The sequence below is a fragment of the Castellaniella sp. genome (assembly GCF_034675845.1).
Lineage (GTDB): Bacteria > Pseudomonadota > Gammaproteobacteria > Burkholderiales > Burkholderiaceae_B > Castellaniella.
This window is the reverse complement of the sequence record NZ_JAUCCU010000002.1, coordinates 285293-302937: the sequence shown is the minus strand read 5'-3', so window position 1 is coordinate 302937 and position 17645 is coordinate 285293. Positions and strand designations below refer to the sequence as shown.

15 protein-coding genes are annotated in these 17645 nt (G+C 59.0%); 12 read left to right on the top strand and 3 right to left on the bottom strand.

Going from position 1 to position 17645, the window contains the following annotated elements; genetic code table 11:
• Positions 1-9 precede the first annotated feature (9 nt).
• Entirely contained in the window at positions 10-897 is an 888-nt protein-coding gene (locus VDP81_RS13030; RefSeq protein WP_323012561.1) for a LysR substrate-binding domain-containing protein, read from the bottom strand.
• A 124-nt stretch (positions 898-1021) separates the two neighbouring features.
• On the opposite strand from VDP81_RS13030, the gene VDP81_RS13025 reads away from it, so the two are divergent.
• Entirely contained in the window at positions 1022-2074 is a 1053-nt protein-coding gene (locus VDP81_RS13025) for an alkene reductase (RefSeq protein WP_322997273.1), read from the top strand.
• On the opposite strand, the gene tssE is transcribed toward VDP81_RS13025, so the two are convergent.
• Positions 2071-2508 (bottom strand): type VI secretion system baseplate subunit TssE, encoded by a 438-nt coding sequence (tssE, locus tag VDP81_RS13020; RefSeq protein ID WP_322997272.1) that lies wholly within the window; start codon positions 2506-2508, stop codon positions 2071-2073. The two genes, VDP81_RS13025 and tssE, sit on opposite strands and share 4 nt — an antisense overlap.
• A 134-nt stretch (positions 2509-2642) precedes the next feature.
• Here tssE and tssF point away from each other — a divergent pair, with 134 nt between their 5' ends.
• The 11 genes from tssF to VDP81_RS12965 all read left to right on the top strand — a co-directional run bounded on the left by tssF (position 2643) and on the right by VDP81_RS12965 (position 16793).
• The gene (gene tssF, locus VDP81_RS13015; protein WP_323012560.1) at positions 2643-4373 is read left to right on the top strand and encodes a type VI secretion system baseplate subunit TssF; all 1731 of its coding nucleotides are present in this window, start codon (positions 2643-2645) and stop codon (positions 4371-4373) included.
• Positions 4337-5317 carry a type VI secretion system baseplate subunit TssG gene (tssG, locus tag VDP81_RS13010; protein WP_322997270.1) on the top strand — a complete coding sequence of 327 codons (981 nt, stop codon included), beginning with the start codon at positions 4337-4339 and terminating at the stop codon, positions 5315-5317. Before tssF ends, tssG begins: the two co-directional genes overlap by 37 nt.
• A gap of 86 nt (positions 5318-5403) precedes the next feature.
• Positions 5404-7038 carry a type VI secretion system Vgr family protein gene (locus tag VDP81_RS13005; protein ID WP_323012559.1) on the top strand — a complete coding sequence of 545 codons (1635 nt, stop codon included), beginning with the start codon at positions 5404-5406 and terminating at the stop codon, positions 7036-7038.
• Positions 7039-7068: 30 nt separating this feature from the next.
• Positions 7069-8673, top strand: a complete 1605-nt coding sequence (locus tag VDP81_RS13000; protein WP_323012558.1) for a hypothetical protein — start codon at positions 7069-7071, stop codon at positions 8671-8673.
• The gene (locus VDP81_RS12995) at positions 8673-10925 is read left to right on the top strand and encodes a DUF2169 family type VI secretion system accessory protein (RefSeq protein ID WP_323012557.1); all 2253 of its coding nucleotides are present in this window, start codon (positions 8673-8675) and stop codon (positions 10923-10925) included. The genes VDP81_RS13000 and VDP81_RS12995 overlap by 1 nt, the downstream gene beginning before the upstream one ends.
• A gap of 19 nt (positions 10926-10944) precedes the next feature.
• Positions 10945-11988, top strand: a complete 1044-nt coding sequence (locus tag VDP81_RS12990; RefSeq protein WP_322997266.1) for a pentapeptide repeat-containing protein — start codon at positions 10945-10947, stop codon at positions 11986-11988.
• 9 nt (positions 11989-11997) lie between these two features.
• On the top strand, positions 11998-12657 hold the full coding sequence (locus VDP81_RS12985) for a DUF3540 domain-containing protein (protein WP_323012556.1): 660 nt from the start codon (positions 11998-12000) through the stop codon (positions 12655-12657).
• Between the two features lie 10 nt (positions 12658-12667).
• Positions 12668-13063, top strand: coding sequence for a DUF4150 domain-containing protein (locus tag VDP81_RS12980; protein WP_322997264.1), 396 nt, complete (start codon positions 12668-12670; stop codon positions 13061-13063).
• A gap of 17 nt (positions 13064-13080) precedes the next feature.
• Entirely contained in the window at positions 13081-14709 is a 1629-nt protein-coding gene (locus tag VDP81_RS12975) for a hypothetical protein (RefSeq protein ID WP_322997263.1), read from the top strand.
• Between the two features lie 210 nt (positions 14710-14919).
• Complete coding sequence (locus tag VDP81_RS12970) at positions 14920-15744, top strand: DUF2169 domain-containing protein (RefSeq protein ID WP_323012555.1); 825 nt, start codon at positions 14920-14922, stop codon at positions 15742-15744.
• Complete coding sequence (locus tag VDP81_RS12965) at positions 15741-16793, top strand: pentapeptide repeat-containing protein (protein ID WP_322997261.1); 1053 nt, start codon at positions 15741-15743, stop codon at positions 16791-16793. The genes VDP81_RS12970 and VDP81_RS12965 overlap by 4 nt, the downstream gene beginning before the upstream one ends.
• On the opposite strand, the gene VDP81_RS12960 is transcribed toward VDP81_RS12965, so the two are convergent.
• Positions 16774-17568 (bottom strand): hypothetical protein, encoded by a 795-nt coding sequence (locus VDP81_RS12960; RefSeq protein WP_323012554.1) that lies wholly within the window; start codon positions 17566-17568, stop codon positions 16774-16776. The two genes, VDP81_RS12965 and VDP81_RS12960, sit on opposite strands and share 20 nt — an antisense overlap.
• Positions 17569-17645 lie beyond the last annotated feature (77 nt).

Below are 17645 nucleotides of genomic sequence, written 5' to 3'. Positions count from 1 at the left end.
CAGCCATCTTTATAGGGCCAAAACTCTTTGTGGAAAGGCACGACATAGATAGTCGACAAAGGCAGTGACCTTGGTGCTGACCAAGCGCCGCGAGGCATGCAGAACCCATAGCTCCACCGGACGATCAGGCAAACGCCCCCAAACGGCAAGCGCAGCGTGTTTGTCAGCCTGCCGAATCAAGGACTGCGGCATCAGCGCTGCACCTGCCCCCGCGATGACGGCATCACGAATCATGATCAGAGAAGACAAGCGCAGCCGGATATCAGGGATCACCGTGCTCATGACATCACCATCCTGATAATGCCACGGCCCATGATCAAACATATTGGCCAAGGCCACTGCGGGCACTACTGCCGGTACGCCATCAGAACCAGATGGGGGCCGCACGACGGATGGCGCAGCCACCAACAGCATGTCGTCGCGTGCAAAACAGCGCCCCACCAGCATGGCATCAGGACGCGGATTGACACGAATCACGACGTCATAGCCATCGCTGACCAAATCGACCTGTCGATCTTCTGCCGTAATGTCCAGCAATACTTCTGGGTATGCCCTGGCAAACCCTGCAGCCAGGTCGCCGAGCAAGGTGTGCGCGAACAAGACGGGTGCGCTGACCCGCAAGCACCCCCTGGGCGTCGCCAGACCAGCCGAAACCGAGTCCCCTGCCTCTTTGATTTCGCCCAGCAGTGTGTGCGTACGCTCGTAGAGCGCCTGACCCTCTTCAGTCAGACGCAATGCGCGCACATCGCGTTCCAGCAAGCGCACCCCAAGGCTTTGTTCCAAATCCATGACACGGCGTGACAGCGTTGCCTTAGGCCGCCCACTGGCGCGACTGGCCTTGCCAAACCCGCCGTGCAAGGCCACCAGATTAAAGTCTGCTAAAGATGACAAATCCATTATTGTTCCAATAACAAGACACATTGTCCTAATTTTATAATATTGTTTATTAAACTGAAACACATTACTGTATCTGACACGCTATTTGTGCGTGATTTTCAATCAACGACAGAAAGATACATATATGGACAAGCTTTGGAATCCCATTCAAATTGGTCGCATGCAGCTAGGCCATCGCCTCGCCATGTCGCCTCTGACCCGCAGCCGTGCGCAAGCTGACGGCACGCCCGGCGAACTGGCGGCCGAATATTATGCTCAAAGGGCATCATTAGGTTTACTGATCACTGAAGGCACCCAGCCATCGGCGGATGGCCAAGGCTATCTCAATTCGCCGGGGATCTACACGGACGCGCACGTTGCTGGTTGGCGCAAGATCAGCCGTGCCGTCCACGCGGCAGGCGGATATTTATTCATCCAGCTCATGCATGCGGGGCGCATGTCCCACCCAGCCAATACCCCGCACGGCCGCCAAGCCGTCGCCCCATCGGCGATTGCACCAGACGCACAGATGTACACAGCGGACGGCATGCGAGCCATCCCTCGGCCGCGCGCCTTGTCTACCGAAGAGATCAGCACCACCATACAAGACTACCGGCACGCCGCGGCACTCGCCATCGAGGCAGGTGCCGATGGCGTCGAGATCCACGCCGCCAATGGCTACCTGATCCAGCAGTTCCTGTCTGCAAACGCCAATCACCGCACGGACGCTTACGGTGGCTCGTTGAACAAGCGCATGCGCTTTGCCTTGGATGTCGTCAAAGCGGTGACTGACGAGATCGGCGCCAATCGCACGGGCATCAGGCTTTCGCCCGGCTCTGCTTTGGGCGATATCGACGAAGGGAGCGACTACGAAGATCTATACCGCTCTTTGCTGAGTCAGCTTAAAAAATACGATCTTGCCTATCTGCATATCGCCCACCATGGCAACGATGCTTTACTCAAAGACCTACGTCAGATCTGGCCTGGGACATTGCTGGTCAACCGGGTCAACCGCGCCATTGAGGATCTTGCACAGGATATAGACGCAGGATTGGCCGATGTCGCTCCGGTGGGGCGCTGGGCACTGGCCAACCCAGGGCTAGTCCAGCGCCTGCGTGACGGGCGTCCGCTGAACACGGCCGATCCTGATACTTTCTATGGCGGCGACGCAAAAGGCTATACCGATTACCCAGCTTAGATATTCCTGATCGGCTCGACAAAAATCTGGCCGGATGAGTTCACCCGCAGGCTGACGGTAAACGGCAGGTCCGGCGCATCGGCACGCTCAGCCGCCAGCAAGCCCGACAATTCAAAGCGCAAGGCAATCACATCGCGCCGCTCGGACGAGACGGCAATGCGGCACTGGCGCAAACGAGGCTCGTATTGGCTGACCTGGCGCAAGATCGTTTCAGATAAAGCCTCGGGCGTACCAACCGAGAACGAGCCTGCGATATTGCTCATGTCGGACAATCCATATTGGGCGTCAATCGGCACGGACCCTGCTCGGGTATTGAGTAGGCGCACCAGGTACCGCACGATAGATGCAAGCACCTGTCGGTCTGTCGACATGCCAGCCGACAGGCCAGGATCTTCGAGATCGGTCAGGCGCTCCAGCAGACGAATCTGACTCATCGCATCCCCCTTGATGACACCATCATAGCCAGTCAAACCGTGATCTTACCTGCTTGAGCAGCCTTCGGGGTTCTCTTGACACCTATCCCATGCTTCGTGCAACATCCTTGGGTTAACTGTCTTTGATCACACCCATGGCCACCAGCTTCAATCGGTTTTATGCTACCGAACTTGCCCACCTGCGCACCCATTCACTGGAGTTCGCCCAGGCGAATCCGGCTGTCGCACCGATGCTGGGTTCCGTGTCCACCGACCCCGATATCGAACGCCTGCTCGAGGGCGTGGCCTTTCTGAATGGCCTGACCCGCCAGAAACTGGACGACGAATTCCCTGAAATCGTCCAGGAACTCGCCAGCGTTCTGGTGCCTCAATTCCTGCGGCCCCTACCGGCCACCTCCATGGTGGCCTTCAGCCCCAAGGCCCAGCTCAATGATGCTGCCTTGATCCAGGCAGGCACTGAAATCGGCGCCACTCCCCTGGAAGATATCTCCTGCCGTTTTCGCACCACAGCCAGCCTGCAGGTCTCGCCCATCACGCTGGAATCCGCCGCTACGGAAAAAACATCCGACGGCAACTACATCCTGCAGCTGCAATTCAACGCACCGAGCCAGTCCGACGCGCCTGCGTTGCCGTCACAGCTACGGCTGTTTCTGGCTGGCGACCCGGTCGACGCGGCCAGTTTATTCATGCTGCTCAATAGCCAGGTCCAAAGCATCCGCCTGCGCGATCAGGCCGGCAGGGCCGTTTCATTGTCGCCACGGCTGGGCACCCCTGGCTTTGACGAGCCCCTACTGCCCTATCCGGACAATGCTTTCCCTGCCTTCAGTTGGATGCAGGAACTGCTGTTCATGCCGCAAAAATTCCTGTTCATCGAATTTTCCGACCTGCAAAAAGGCAATGGCGTGCTTCAGGGCAGCCGGTTTCGCATCGAGATTTTCCTGCGCAAAACCAGCCACAGCGTCCCCAACCTCAGTACCCGCAGCTTTGCCTTGCATGTCACCCCGGTGGTCAATCTGTTTTCCTCCGAAGCCGAACCCATCAAACTGGACCACGAGCTATCGGAATACCTGATTCTGCCCCACGGCACACAGCGCCAGCATCACCAGATCTACTCTATCGATTCAGTCAGCGGCTATATTCAGGGCGGTGCCCTGCCACGCTCTTACATCCCGTTTTCTTTGCTGTCGCATGCCCGCCAGTCAGCTCAGGCCAGCTACCGAACCTCGATCCGGCCCGCCATCGTGGGCAACTCTATTGATACCTACCTGTCGGTGGTCTACGAGCAGGACAATGTCCCGGCCAACGAAACCCTGTCCATCAATCTGACCTGCACCAACCGCACCCTGCCGGAACGCCTGAAGCTGGGTGATATTTCCCGTCCGACCAGCACCTCGCCAGAACGCTTCACCTTTCATAACATCACCCCCATCACGGCAGCCATCGACCCCCCGCATGGCGAAAAACTGCTGTGGGATGTGATCAGCCACACCACCCTGAACTTGCTATCGCTTTCCAGCATCACCAACCTGCGCGCGATTCTGCACCTGTACAATTCCACCTGTTCGCACGACAACAGCGTACGCAGCGCCAACGACCGCCAAATCGAAGGCCTGCAGGATCTGACGGTGACCCCCGAATCCCGTCTGGTGCGCGGCAGTCTGATGCAAGGCCAGCACATTATCCTGAGCTGCGACGAGAAAAATTGGCCAGGGGCCGGCACGCTATATTTGTGGGGCTGCGTGCTGGATCGTTTTCTGTCCAGCTACATCAGCATTAATTCTTACACCCGATTCGAAATCCACGACAAAAACTCTGGGACTCAATTCACATGGCCGATGCGCATGGGGCTAAAGACAGTCCTCTAAAAACCCGGCTGCTCTCCCAGGGCGAGCGTTTTTCATTTTCGCAGGCCTACCGGCTGCTGCGCTTGCTGCCGCGTCCGGCTTCCAGTCCCGAACCCGACGTGCGGGTACGGCCCCACCTAAGCCTGGATTTCCCAGGCACAGATCTCAACAAGATCCGCGAGCCCATCCCAGGCCAATACCGCCTGACGGCCAATTTTCTGGGGCTGTACGGGGTAACTTCCCCCCTGCCCAACTTCTACACCGAAGACCTGCTGGACGAGCGCCACGATGGCCGCCACAGCAATCGCGATTTCCTGGACATCATCGGCCAGACGCTGTATCCACTGTTTTTTCGCGCCTGGCTGAAATCCCGCGCCCACATCCGCATCAAGGAATTCGGCGACGATAGGCTGCTGGAAATCTTCCATACCTTTGTGGGCATCTGCCGCCCACTGGACTACCTGAGTCGCCCCGGGGTTTCACATCTCTTGCGCTTTGCCGGACTGTTCAGCCAATACCCAAGATCCGCCATGGGGCTACAGACCATTATTGCTGCGCTATACCCCGATACCCAGGTCGAAGTCGTCCAACAAGATCTGCGCAAACAACCCATTCCCAGCTTGCAACAAATGTCCTTGGGCCAGCAAAACTGCACGCTGGGCGACGATGCCCACCTGGGCAGCGAAATCCGCTGCCGCACCAGCAATCTGACCCTGCGCATCAGCAATATCGACGAAGCGCTGTTCACCCGCCTGCTGCCCGGTGGCGCGGCCTACAACGAGCTGCAATTCCTGGTGCGGTACTACTTGGTTACCCCCCTGCATATCCGCCTGGAACTGCGCCCGGCGCCTGACGTCGTCGGCCCGCTGCACTTGGGGGTCAAGGCTTGGGGGTCCTTGGGCCGAAACAGTTGGTTACCCGCCTGGGACGGCCACTGTTACCAGGCGCTGATCCTGACACTATGAGTTGTTTTCCTTCAAAACCCGAGACTTGATCTAGGTCTAGTCTGGTGTAAGCTAGTGACCTAGAGACAGCACAAAAAGAGACTACTATGGCTATCGCCGACAAAGAATTGCTCTTCACCTTTGAGCTTGCCCCTTTTGATGCATCATTCCAGGTCATCCGACTAGAAGGACGCGAAGCCATTTCACAGGCCTTCGAGTTCCAGCTTATCCTGGTCAGCGATCAGGCGGACATCGATCTGGACGCAGCCCTGCAGGCATCTGCCACGCTGACCATCCGCTCCAGAGACCAGTCGCAGTCCGTGCCTTACCACGGCATGCTGGCCAATATCCAGCAGCTTGGTTATGTGAACCAATACTATTTCTACCAGGTCTGCCTGGTTCCTCGCCTCTGGAAGGCCGGCCTCAACCGCCTGAACGAGGTCTATCTGAATGAACAGGCCTTGCCCGACATCATCACCCAGGTCCTCGAACGCAATAATCTGCGCGGCCCGGATGTCAGGCTGTTGCTGAAAAACCCATCCGCATACCGCGCCCGCAGCTTTACCTGCCAATACCAGGAAAGCGATCTCAACTTCTTGTCGCGCTGGATGGAACAAGAAGGCCTGTACTATTACTTTGACCACGACAGCGGCACATCCGGCGAAGTCCTGACCATCCTGGATCATCTGCAGGCCCAGCCCGACCACGGCCTCTCCTTACGCTACACCCCGCCGGAAAATGTCCAGACCGACCGCCAGGACAGCTGCGTCACGGCCTTTACCTGCAGCAAGACCCAACTGCCGGGTACTGCCCTGGTGCAGGACTTCAATTACCGCAAAGCCAGCCTGGGCGACTCCATCCGCCACAAAACCGACATCACACAAGGCACGCAGGGCTGCTATATGTTGTACGGCCAAAACCTGCGCACAGAAGACGATGCCCAGCGCCTGGCCACTGTCTGCGCCGAAGGCATCAATGCCCAAGGCACGGTATATCAGGGCGAGGCCCCCGCCGTGGGCGTGCGCAGCGGCTACTTCCTGGACGTCACCCACCACTTCCGCGACAGCTTCAATGCCCGCTACCTGGTCACCCAGGTGCAACACCGGGGCTCCCAGGCCGGGGTCGTGCTGGCCGGCCAGAACACCCCCTATAACCGCGAAGAACAGGGTTCCACCTACCACTGCCAGTTCCAGGCTATCCCGGCAGACCTGCAGTACCGCGCCCCACGCATCACGCCGCGTCCCAGCATCCACGGGGTCATCAGCGCAGTGGTCGATGCCGAGGGCAACGGCAAGCTCGCCGAAATCAACGAATACGGCCAATATAAGGTCCAGCTACCCTACGACTACTCAGAGAAACCCCTGAACAAAGGCTCGTCATGGCTGCGCATGGCCACCCCATACGCGGGCAAATTCGAGGGCATGCACTTCCCCTTGCTGCGCGGCACCGAAGTCCTGCTGGCGTTCAACCAGGGCGATCCCGACCAGCCCGTCATCCTGGGGGCAGTGCCTAATTCCGAGCACCAAAGCATCGTACGCAACGTCAACTACACCAGCAATGCCGTACGCACCGTGGGTGGCAACTTCATGAACATGTCCGACCAACCTGGGCGGGAATTCGTCGGCGTGTATTCGCCGGTCAAAAGCTCCATGTTCTATATCGGCACCCTGCCCCAGGCAGGTTCCAAAGACCAGGCCCCATCGCCTGCCAGTGACCCTGTCTCGATCCTGTCATCCCTGTAAATCCCGCCAGAAATCACCTCAGGACATCTTATGGCAGACGAATCAGACACTGAAACCGGCATCGTAGAACACACGAACGGCCAGAAATTCACCTGGTACGGCACGGGTGAATCAAAAATCGTCGCCAACGCCGATTTTGTCATGACCTACGGCGTCAAAAATGACATCACCTTGGGGGTTTCCAACGGCTTTACCGCCGCCGTCAAATCGGAAATCAGTATTGGGGCCACGCTGGCAGCCGGGCTTTCCACTGAGTTCGGCTTCAAGCACGAACACGAAATGACCGAATCCAAGGGGAAATCCGTCCATACCCTGGATAAACAGGTCCTGACGGTGGGGGGCGACATTGCCCACAACACCATGACCAAAACCGTGCGCATCGCGGCTTTGGTGCTGATTCTTGCCCAGGCGGGCATTCTGGCCACAGGCGCTGCCGCCACGATCTACCAGGCCACCAAAGACCAGGAAGAACGCCAAAAACAACAAGACGACGCCAATGCAAAGGCAGACGACGCCAACGCACAGTTGGCGGCCGCCAAAAAAGAGCTGGAAAACGCCAGCACACCAGAAGAAAAGGAACAAGCCGAAACCAACATGAAAGCGGCCTTGAAGGCCGCCGCTGACGCCAAAGAAGCCGTCGACGAAGCTGATCAGAACGTCGCCGCGCACGAACTGACTTACAGCCAGACCATGCAGGGCAATATTCCGGGCTATGTATTTTCAGCCATCACCCTCTGTTTGAACGCCATCACCGTCTTGGGCGTCATCACCCACATCCTGTACCAAAAATTCAAGAAAATCCAGTATGGCAATGCGCCGACCGCCGTGCTGTCGCTGGATAAACTGCCTGCGGCCTTCCTGGGCATCCGTCCGCCCACGGGGATCGGGGCCATGGGCCTGGCCATGAACAACGCCGGCCTCAGCCTGACAGCCTCTGACCAGAACCTCCAATACGCCAAGGTCCCCGGCGCGGATACCCAAACAAACTTCGATCAAACCCCGGATGCCTACACCACATCGGGCGCCCGCATCCGATTGAACGCCTCTGGTCCGATCGAAACCTGGGGCAGTGACCAATACACCTACCTGGGCGGTGCCAATTGTCTGTATGCCGTAGCCCACCAGCTACAGGTCACCGGCGTCGGAGGCGCCCCCACCCCAGACAACTGGTTGAAACTCGGTGCCCAAGGAACATCCATTCGCGCAGACCAGAACACGCTTCTAACAGTCGACACAGACAATGGCATCTCCGCCCAAAAAAACAACAGCTTTTTATCTTTGACGTCCAACAGTGCCAGCGTGGGCCAGGGTGGCAACACCATCGATATCCAAGGCGACCAAATTGAAATCACCTTCGGCGGCAACACCATCAAAATGGACGCCGCCGGCGTTCATCTGGGCGATGGCATTGACATCATCAGCCCCACCGCCCCAACAGGGGTCAGCTCCACACTGACCACCTTGAAAACAAATCTGTTGAATCTCACGACTGCACAAACCCAGGATCAGGCCGAAGTCAAGCTTCAAGCCACCAAGCTTCAGGCCCTGAACGACGCCATGCAAACCATGAACGAAGCCCTGCTGGAAACCCGCGCCATGGTCGAATCCGCCACTGAAGCCGCCACACCCACCTGATGACCCCAATTCTTCCATCCTTTCGTGCTTTCCTGCCCCCTGGAGCTGAACTCATCCAGCGTAGCCTGCGCCTGAGCAACGACCAGCAGGCGATGTCCCTGGGGGTGGTTGTCCCTTTTGCCCTGCATCCCCAGGACAGCCCTGCCCCCATCTGGTCGGGCAGCCTATGGGACGCCGTGGGCCAAGCCCTGGGTAAAACCGCCACGCTGGACGAAGCCTGGCCCAAGCTGCGCGGCGAACTCCTGGCCGCAGGCACCTGTTACCCCCCGGCAGGCCACGACCAGTGGCCGATCTCCGCCCACATCACAGCAGGCCCCATCGACAAACGTCTGGCAATCAGCCAGAACGATACCCAGGTCAGCGGCTTTGCGCCCCTGGCACCAGAGCACCCCGCCCGCCAAGCCTACGCCGGGGCACACGATCACGCCTGGCTAAAGGCCCGCTGGCCGCATCACGCCACCGACACCGACCCGCTGTTTTTCCAGCAAGCCCCAAAAGATCAATGGCTGGACGGCTTTTGGGCAGGTGGCGATACTATCCTCATTCGCAACATGCACCCCCAGCACCCGGATCTGGTCGGGCGCGTGCCCCAAGACCGGATACGCTGCTTTACCCACCAGACCCAGCCGGACGGCAACCCCAGCTTCAAAGAACTGGACGCGCACCTGGACACCCTGTGGCTCTTGCCCGAAGCCCAACTGGGGCTGGTCATTTACCGCGCTCTGTGCCCGACCCACACCCCGGATGGCCGCGACATCAACGCCTTGCTGGCCGAATACGAAGCCCCCGATGCCCCACCCCTGACGATTGATCACTACGTCCAGCTCTGCATACAGAAAATGTCCGGGCAGGTCGCCCTGCCCCCCGAAACCAAAAAGCTGCAGACCGAAGCCGAACAGCTCTCCAGCCAGCAGTTGCTGGCAAAAGTCCTGCAACAAAAAGAAAGCTTCCAGGCCATTCTGCAGGCCGAAGGCGTCGATGACCAGGCCATGATCGCGCAAATGCTGGCCCACCCGCAAACGCGCCAGTTTGCCCAGGCCATCCAGCAGCGCAACGGCAGCATCAGCGGGTTTTTCGCCGAAATCGAAGGGCTGCTGAAAGCCTTTGACGACGCTGAAGCAGAACAGCTGCAGCACCTGGCACAGCAGTTCAAACCGCCCGCCCTGTCACTGGCCTCGGTCATGCCCCCCGCTTTGATCACGGCCCAATATGCCCCGGAATTTCCCCCGGCACCGGCCGCCCCCACCTTGCAAGACCCCACGCTGGCCACCCAGCGCCGCCAACAGGTGCTGGCCCTTTACGCCCAGGGTCGCCCCTGCAGCGGACTGGACCTGAGCCAGGCCAACCTGGCAGGCCTGGACTTGGCCGGGGCCAATTTTTCCGCCTCCGTCCTATCCGGGGCCAATTTGGCCGGGGCCAAGCTGCAAGGGGCAAACTTCAGCCAAGCAATTCTACAAGGGGCCCGCCTGGACGCTGCCGATCTGTCCGGCTGCCAGTTAAACCAAAGCACCCTGGATCAGGCCAGCCTGGCGGGGGCCAAACTAAACGGCGCTACCCTGGATGGCAGTAACTGCCACGGGGCCAATTTCGCCGGGGCGGACCTGAGCGGGGTCAGCCTGCAGGGTGCCGGGCTATCCAAAGCCTGGCTACAACAAATCCAGGCTCCCCAACTACAGGCTGACGGGGCGGACTTTTCCCACGCCAACCTGGAAGGCTGCAACCTATCGCAAGCCCACCTGGATCAGGCCAATTTCACCGGCGCGCGGCTGGCTCGCATCCAACTGGACGGCGCCAGTTGCCGCCAGGCCAACTTTACCTTGGCCGACATCAGCCATGCCAGCCTGCGGCGCTGTGATCTCAGCGACAGCCAATGTACACCCGGCACCCAGTGGCAAGGCAGCAAACTACAAGCGGCCATCCTGAACGGCGCCAGTTGGACCGGGGCCATGCTGGATGGCGCCTGCCTGGACGAAATCCAGGCCCAGGGCACAGACTTATCCGATGCGCGGCTGGACAATGCCCAGGTCACCCAAGCCGACTTACGCAAGGCCAATCTGGATCGTGCCAGCCTGCGCCACGCCGTCTTTCGGCGCAGCAACCTGATGGAAGCCTCGTTCAACCACACCGACCTCAGCCACTGCCAGATTTTAGACAGCAATCTGTATGCAGCCAGCTTCATCGACACCGTCCTGGATACGGTCACAGTGGCGGGCTGCAACACCGATGCCACCATTTTGCCCGTGCGTCTGTAACTTTTATCCTCTGCCTGCCATGCCACTCTCTGCAAACATCGTCAACGGCGTCCTGGAAGATGCTGACCTTAGCCAGGAAAACCTGTCCGGCACGGACTTTTCCGGCATCCAGTTTCGCCGGGTGCGCTTTTGTCAGGCGGATTTATCCGGGGCCAATTTTTCCCAAGCCGACCTCCAGGGGTGCGACTTCAGCGACGCCCAACTGAACAACAGCAACTTCATCGGAGCGACCCTGACAGGCTGCCTGCTGGATCGCAGCAACCTGACCGAGGCCAACCTGAGCACGGCCACCCTCCACACCGTCAGCCTGACCCAGGCATCCCTGCACCAGGCCAATCTATCCGCCTGTCTGCTGGATCAATGCACGCTCAATCAGGCCACGCTCACCCAGGCCGATCTGTCCCTGGCCCGATTGAAATCCTGCCAGCTGGCTGGCACCGACCTGACCGGCACCAACTTGGCACGCTTCATGGCCCTGGAAACCGACCTGAGCCAGGCTCGGTTTTGCGACAATCCCATGGGCAGTGCCATGCTCATGAAAGCCAATCTGGCTGGACAGCGCTTCCCAGGCTGCGACCTGGAACTCACTCTATTCATCGAAGCCCAGTTGCCTGGGGCCGATTTTTCGGATTGCGTCCTGGACAACACCCAGTTTTCCCAAGCCAATCTGACCGGTGCCAGCTTCAAAAATGCCCGAATCACCAATGCCAGCCTGGCCATGGCCGACTTGACCGGGGCAGACCTATCTGGCGCACAATTTGAACTTTGTGATCTTTCCCTGGTCACATTGAACAACGCCCGCTGTCTGAACAGCCAGTTTTCCATCTGCACCATGGCCCACATACAGGCCAAGGCCAGCATCTGGGATCAGGCGACCCTGAAACTTTGCGACCTATCCCAGGTCTGTCTGGATCACGCCAGCTTTCGCAATGCAGAACTTAATCTCTGCAATCTGCACAAAGCCCAGGAAGATGGGACGCTGTGGGATGGCACTCGCTTCAACGACACGACCCGCACCAACCCGGCTCGCGCACAAGCCGAAGAATGGACACCGCCTCAGTAGGATACCGCCATGCACTCCACCACCCCTCTGATTCAGTCTCTCCCGGCAGCAGCGGATACCTCCTTGCTGCAGGCTCGCATCATTGGCATCGTGGGGGATACCTTCCTGACGGACACGCCAAGCTGCCCCGGGGCGCAGCAGGCTTTCAGCTGCCTGATTACCCCCCAAGTTGCCGACCTGGTCCTGTTAAGCCCCGCCCACGCAGGCCAACCGGCCTATGTGCTGGCTATCCTGCAACGAACTGATCCCCAACAGGCCCGGTTGGTGTTGCCAGGCGGCACCCAACTGCAGGCCGATGCCGCAGGACTACAGCTACACGCTAAAAACCTGTCCCTGGGCAGTCAAGACACCCTGTCCTTGCGCAGCGGGCAGCTGGACATCACAGCCGTCAGCGCCCAGACCCGCATTACCCACTGGCAAGGCTGGTTCGACACCCTGCAAGCCCACGCAGTGTCCATCCAGTATGGTGCCAAAACCCTGTCTGCTACCCTGGGCCGGCTGATTTCACGCTCGATTGAAAGCTTCCGCTCAGTCCAGGGGCTGGACGAAACCCGGGCGGGCCGCAGCAGTACCGTCGTCCAGGATCACCACCAGCTTCAGGCGGGCCACATCACGGCCCGCGCCACGGGCTTTGTCAAAATCGACGGCCAGAAAATCGACCTGGGCTAAGGAAGCCGCCATGCCTTTTGTTGCCACCCTCAAGCCCGCACAAGTCAACTGCATGCCGGATGTCTGCAAGACCCCGGCCCCTCCGGCCCCCCCCATTCCTGTGCCCTACCCCAATATGGCCATGACGGCTATGGCGACGCCCCCGACCACCAAAGTGCTGGTGGATGGTGTTCCTGCCGTCACCAAATCCTCCAAAATCCCCTTAAGCAACGGCGACACCCCTGGCACGCTGGGCGGTGTGGTCTCCGGCACCTTCATGGGCGAATGCGAATTCATCACCGCCAGCTTCAAGGTCAAATTCGAAGGCAAGCCCGTGATCCGCCAAGGCGACAGCGCCAAATCCAATAAAGGCAACTGCTTTGGCGCCCTGCTGCAGCCCAGCCAGGTCAAGGTCAACTGCAATTAACCCATAAAGGCCCTCCCATGGCAGAATCCGCAGAAAACACCGGCATCGTCGAACACACCAAGGGTAAAAAATTCGGCTGGTACGGTGAAGGCAAAGCCACCATCGCCGCCGGTACCGATTTCTCCATGTCCTATGGGGTAAAAAACGAAATTACCCTGGGCGTCGTTAACGAATTCTCGGCCGCCATGAAAACCGGGGTGTCCATTGGGGCTACCTTTGAAGCCGGGCTATCGACTGGACACGAATTCAAGAAAAGCTACACCATCGCAGAAAGCGCGGGCGTTGCTTCGCACAGCGATGACAACCAGTCGATCTCCACAGGGGGGGACGTCGTCAGCTATGCCAAAACAACCGCCATCAAAACCGCCATCAAGGTCTTGATCGGCGCACAAGCGGCCCTCCTGCTGGGGGCTGCCGCCACGATCATCGCCAAAGCCGCCCTGCAAACCAACGAAGAAAACGATAAAGTCGACAAGGAAAACGAAAAAAATGAAACAGAAAACAAAGCAAAAATCGACGAAGCTCAGAAAAAATACGATAAGGAAAAAGAGGACTACGACGCCGCCGTAAAATCCGGATCGCCTAAAGATCCAAAACAAGAAGCCGAGCTGGAAAAACAGGCAGCCGCCATCCAAGCCGCCAAGAACGAAATGGCTGAGTCCAGAAAGAGCACCAGCAGCCTGGAGCTCGAAGACCGCCTGCCCACATACATTTTTTCCGCTATCTCACTGGGGCTCTACCCCCTGGTCGCCATCAGCACCATTCTAAAAATTGCCCTCGACAAACTAGAAGACGGTCAATACAACAACAAACCGGCGGCCGTGCTGTCGTTGAACAAAGTCGCGGCGGCCTTTCTCGGGGTGCGCGCGCCCACCGGTGCAACCGGCTCCGCAGGCATCAGCCTGAACACCACAGGAATCACCCTGTCCACAGCCACCGCCGACCTGCAATACGAACAGGTCACCGATGACGCCAGCATTACCCGCTTCACCACGAAACCAGATGCTTTCACCACCAATGGATCCAGACTGGACCTCGATAACAGCGGCTTGATCCAGACGTGGGGACAGCAAATCACCAACAAGGCAAAAGGCAGCATTTGGAGCTACAGCCCCCTTCATGCTCTCCAGGTTGTCAGCGGGAACGGCATCTCTGTCAGTTACAACAGACTGCAAATCAACGACGAAGGCACCACCATCCGCGCCGCCCAAAACACCGCATTACGGGTCAGAACCAACAAGACCATTCAGGCAGAGGCTGGCAAAGGGGTGATGGTGCTGGACGACACGCATGCCAATATCGGACACGGCGGCAATGCGCTGACCTGCAACGGAGCAAGCGTCAAACTGGCCTTTGGGGCAACAACCAATCTGACCATCGACAGCACCGGTATCAGCATTGGCGGAGCCATCACGATTCTGGCACCGGGTGGCCCATTGCCCACCTCGACGGATCTGGCCGCGATTCAGGCGGGGCTGCTTGCCGCCGACGCCAGTAACGCGGCGCTTGAAACGCGATTGCAAGCCGCCGAACTCAAAGCCCGGCTGATGGAAGAATCCGTTGCCAAGCTGGACAAGTCCGTGATCGCGGCCCACTCCCGGGTGACGGCTGCCGCCCGCCGGGCCAAACGCCTGGGGGGTAGGTGACAATGGCGCTGGATATGCCCCGTTTCGCCTGCATTCTGCCGCCCGATACGCGGCTGACGCGGCGCAGCCTGTGCCTGGACAACCAGCAGCAGGCCTTGGCCCTGGGCCTGATTGCACCCTTTGCCCTAAGCCCCGATCCCGACGCCCCCACGGCTCCCAATCCCGATATTCCGTGGACCCAGTTCACCCGCTTGCTGGGCGAGGATCTGGATGCCCGGCTGGCCCAAGCTGCAAGGCGAATTGCACATCGCGGGCGGCTGGCAGGCCCCCCCGCGACAGGCGGCGCAGATCACCGTCCAGGCGCCCGGCGCCTGCCTGTCGGTCCAGCTGACGCAAGCAGACACTGCGGCAGGCCCCTTTTTCATTCCGCAAACAGACCCGCCATCTCCCGCCACACCCTACTGGGCCGGTGGCGAAACCATCCACCTGCAGTCCATGCACCCGCAGCACCCCCATTTGCATGGGGTCGTGCCGTCAGCCCAGCCGCGGTTTTTCGTCCACCAGACCCAGCCCGACGGCAGCCACCGCTTCGCCGAACTGCAAGCCAAGATCGAAACCCTATGGCTGCTGCCCAGCCTGACGCAGGGCCTGGTCATTTACCGTGCCCTGGCCCCCACCCGCAGCACCGAGGGACACGACATCAACGCCCTGCTGGTGGCCCTGGAACCTGCGGATGCCCCGGCGCACCCCACAGAACACTATCTGCAGTCCTGCGTGCAAGCCATGGCCGCCCACCACGCGGGCGATATCTCCAGCGTCATGCCGGGCATCCCGGACAAGCTGCCCACCGAGCACCCCCTGCACGAAGACATCCGCCAACAAAAATTGCGATTCCAGGCGGCCTTGGCGCAACACGGCCTGGATGACGATCACGTCATGCAGGTGCTGATGGCCAACCCCCACACACAGCAATTTGCCCAGCTCATTGCCCAGCGGGCTGGCAACCTGAGCGGTTTCTTCACTGAAATTGAATCCCTGCTGCACATCATCGAACAGGGTGATATGCAGCAACCGTCTGGTAAAAACTCCCCATGACCGCGCCCACCATCATCGACAACACCCTGAAAGACGCCAATCTGGCCAAGGCCAAACTGGCCGACACGGATTTTTCCGGCATCACGTTCCATGGGGTGATTTTTCAGCAGGCCGATCTGCGCCGGGTCAATTTTTGCCAGGCCATCTTTGAAGAATGCGACTTCAGCCAGGCCCTGCTGGGTGGCAGCCAGTGGCTGGGCGCCACCATCACGCGCTGCATTCTGGACGATGCCCAGCTACAGAACGCCAATGTGTCCACCGCACAATTTACCCAGGTCAGCCTGAACCGCATCGAGGCTACCGAAGCCGATTTTTCCGGCTGCCGACTGGATCGCTGCACCCTGACTCAGGCCCAAATGATCCAGACCGACCTGTCTCTGGCCCAACTGGACCACTGCTTTCTGGAAGCCACCAATCTGACGGGCGCCTGCCTGAAAAATCTATCAGTTGAATCCTCTGATCTCAGCCAGGTCATCTTTGAGAACAACCACATGAACCAGGCCCTGTTCATGCAGGCCAAACTCACCGGCCAACGCTTTCCGGACTGCACTCTGGACCAAACCCTGTTCATCGACGCCCAACTGGAAAACGCGGATTTTTCCGACTGCACCCTGATCGACACGCAATTTACTCAGGCCAAACTGAACGGTGCCAGTTTCAAAGGCGTACGAGCCGAACGCGTCCATCTGGCCCTGGCGGATCTCAGCGGGGCAGATCTTTCTCACGCCCGCTTTGAAGTCTGTGATTTTTCCTATGCCGTCATGCATAAAACCCGCTGCCAGCACAGCCAGTTTTCCACCTGCCAAATGGAAGACATCGACGCCAGCGGCAGCGTGTGGGACGAAGCCCGCCTGAAGCTGTGCGACCTGTCGTCCGCAGTGCTGGACGGAGCCAGCTTGCGCCATACCCAGTTTGATGTCTGTGGCCTGGACGATATCAGCGACGCCTCTGCCCAATGGGAAGGTGCCCGCGTCAATGAAACCCTGCGCATACCCGACAGCGCCCCACCTCCGCCAGGCGATTGGGCCCCTATTGTGGGATCTCCTTGACCCTGATCTGCTGGGTCGGCGTCGGTCGCAGCATGACAGGCTTGCCATTGGCGTCCAACTCTATGGTGTCGCCTGGGAATCTAGGCACGCTGACCGTATGGCGTTGACCCTGGAATTCGTAGACTACCTGGTAGGCGCTCTCGGTATATTGTGTCTTGGGTCTGGATAAGCAGCTGGTCTCGATATAGAACTGCTGCTCGGCCAGATATTGGCCGGGTTGCACGGGGGCCAGCAGGTCTTTCGAAGGCTTATCGGGAAACAAAAAATCAAAGGCTTTATCGCCCAATATCGCCCCTAATAAACTGACCGCCGCCACCACCGGCAGCTTGCCTGGAATATAGGCATATGCCAGTGTCCCCAGGCCGTACCCCCCCAGCACGGCACCCGGCCCCGCCAAAGCGCCCACCGCCATCCCCCCCGCCACCGTGGGGTATGTCCATTTTTGGTGGGTAGGTCCATAGTTTCCGGTAAATTGATACGCCACCGCACCACCCAGGACAGCCCCCAAAATAGGCTTCCAGTATTTGACCACCCAGGGCTGCTGTTCATATTGGCGCTGGGCCAGTTGGCGATCGCTGACGATCACATCCCAACAGGTCTTTTCATCGGTGGTTTTAGCCACCGTATCGTAAGTAATGGACAGCACAGGAACCTGTTGGCCAGCCTGAGCCAGACGCGTGCCTCCGATCATGAGAAACGACATCAGGAATAGCGCGCCAAAGCATGATTTACCGTATATACCAGCACCACCACGACAAGGTTGAAAGATCGACATGGGCTATAATCCAGCCTTCTGGAAAAGGGTTAATCCATCCAGGGGCAGTGTATTTTTTTGTTCACCCCAGCACAAGG

Excerpts from the sequence above, each read along its gene's own strand:
- VDP81_RS13030 (WP_323012561.1), bottom strand. The coding sequence starts at position 897 with ATGGATTTGTCATCTTTAGCAGACTTTAATCTGGTGGCCTTGCACGGC.
- VDP81_RS13025 (WP_322997273.1), top strand. The coding sequence starts at position 1,022 with ATGGACAAGCTTTGGAATCCCATTCAAATTGGTCGCATGCAGCTAGGC.
- tssE (WP_322997272.1), bottom strand. The coding sequence starts at position 2,508 with ATGAGTCAGATTCGTCTGCTGGAGCGCCTGACCGATCTCGAAGATCCT.
- tssF (WP_323012560.1), top strand. The coding sequence starts at position 2,643 with ATGGCCACCAGCTTCAATCGGTTTTATGCTACCGAACTTGCCCACCTG.
- tssG (WP_322997270.1), top strand. The coding sequence starts at position 4,337 with ATGGCCGATGCGCATGGGGCTAAAGACAGTCCTCTAAAAACCCGGCTG.
- VDP81_RS13005 (WP_323012559.1), top strand. The coding sequence starts at position 5,404 with ATGGCTATCGCCGACAAAGAATTGCTCTTCACCTTTGAGCTTGCCCCT.
- VDP81_RS13000 (WP_323012558.1), top strand. The coding sequence starts at position 7,069 with ATGGCAGACGAATCAGACACTGAAACCGGCATCGTAGAACACACGAAC.
- VDP81_RS12995 (WP_323012557.1), top strand. The coding sequence starts at position 8,673 with ATGACCCCAATTCTTCCATCCTTTCGTGCTTTCCTGCCCCCTGGAGCT.
- VDP81_RS12990 (WP_322997266.1), top strand. The coding sequence starts at position 10,945 with ATGCCACTCTCTGCAAACATCGTCAACGGCGTCCTGGAAGATGCTGAC.
- VDP81_RS12985 (WP_323012556.1), top strand. The coding sequence starts at position 11,998 with ATGCACTCCACCACCCCTCTGATTCAGTCTCTCCCGGCAGCAGCGGAT.
- VDP81_RS12980 (WP_322997264.1), top strand. The coding sequence starts at position 12,668 with ATGCCTTTTGTTGCCACCCTCAAGCCCGCACAAGTCAACTGCATGCCG.
- VDP81_RS12975 (WP_322997263.1), top strand. The coding sequence starts at position 13,081 with ATGGCAGAATCCGCAGAAAACACCGGCATCGTCGAACACACCAAGGGT.
- VDP81_RS12970 (WP_323012555.1), top strand. The coding sequence starts at position 14,920 with ATGCCCGGCTGGCCCAAGCTGCAAGGCGAATTGCACATCGCGGGCGGC.
- VDP81_RS12965 (WP_322997261.1), top strand. The coding sequence starts at position 15,741 with ATGACCGCGCCCACCATCATCGACAACACCCTGAAAGACGCCAATCTG.
- VDP81_RS12960 (WP_323012554.1), bottom strand. The coding sequence starts at position 17,568 with ATGTCGATCTTTCAACCTTGTCGTGGTGGTGCTGGTATATACGGTAAA.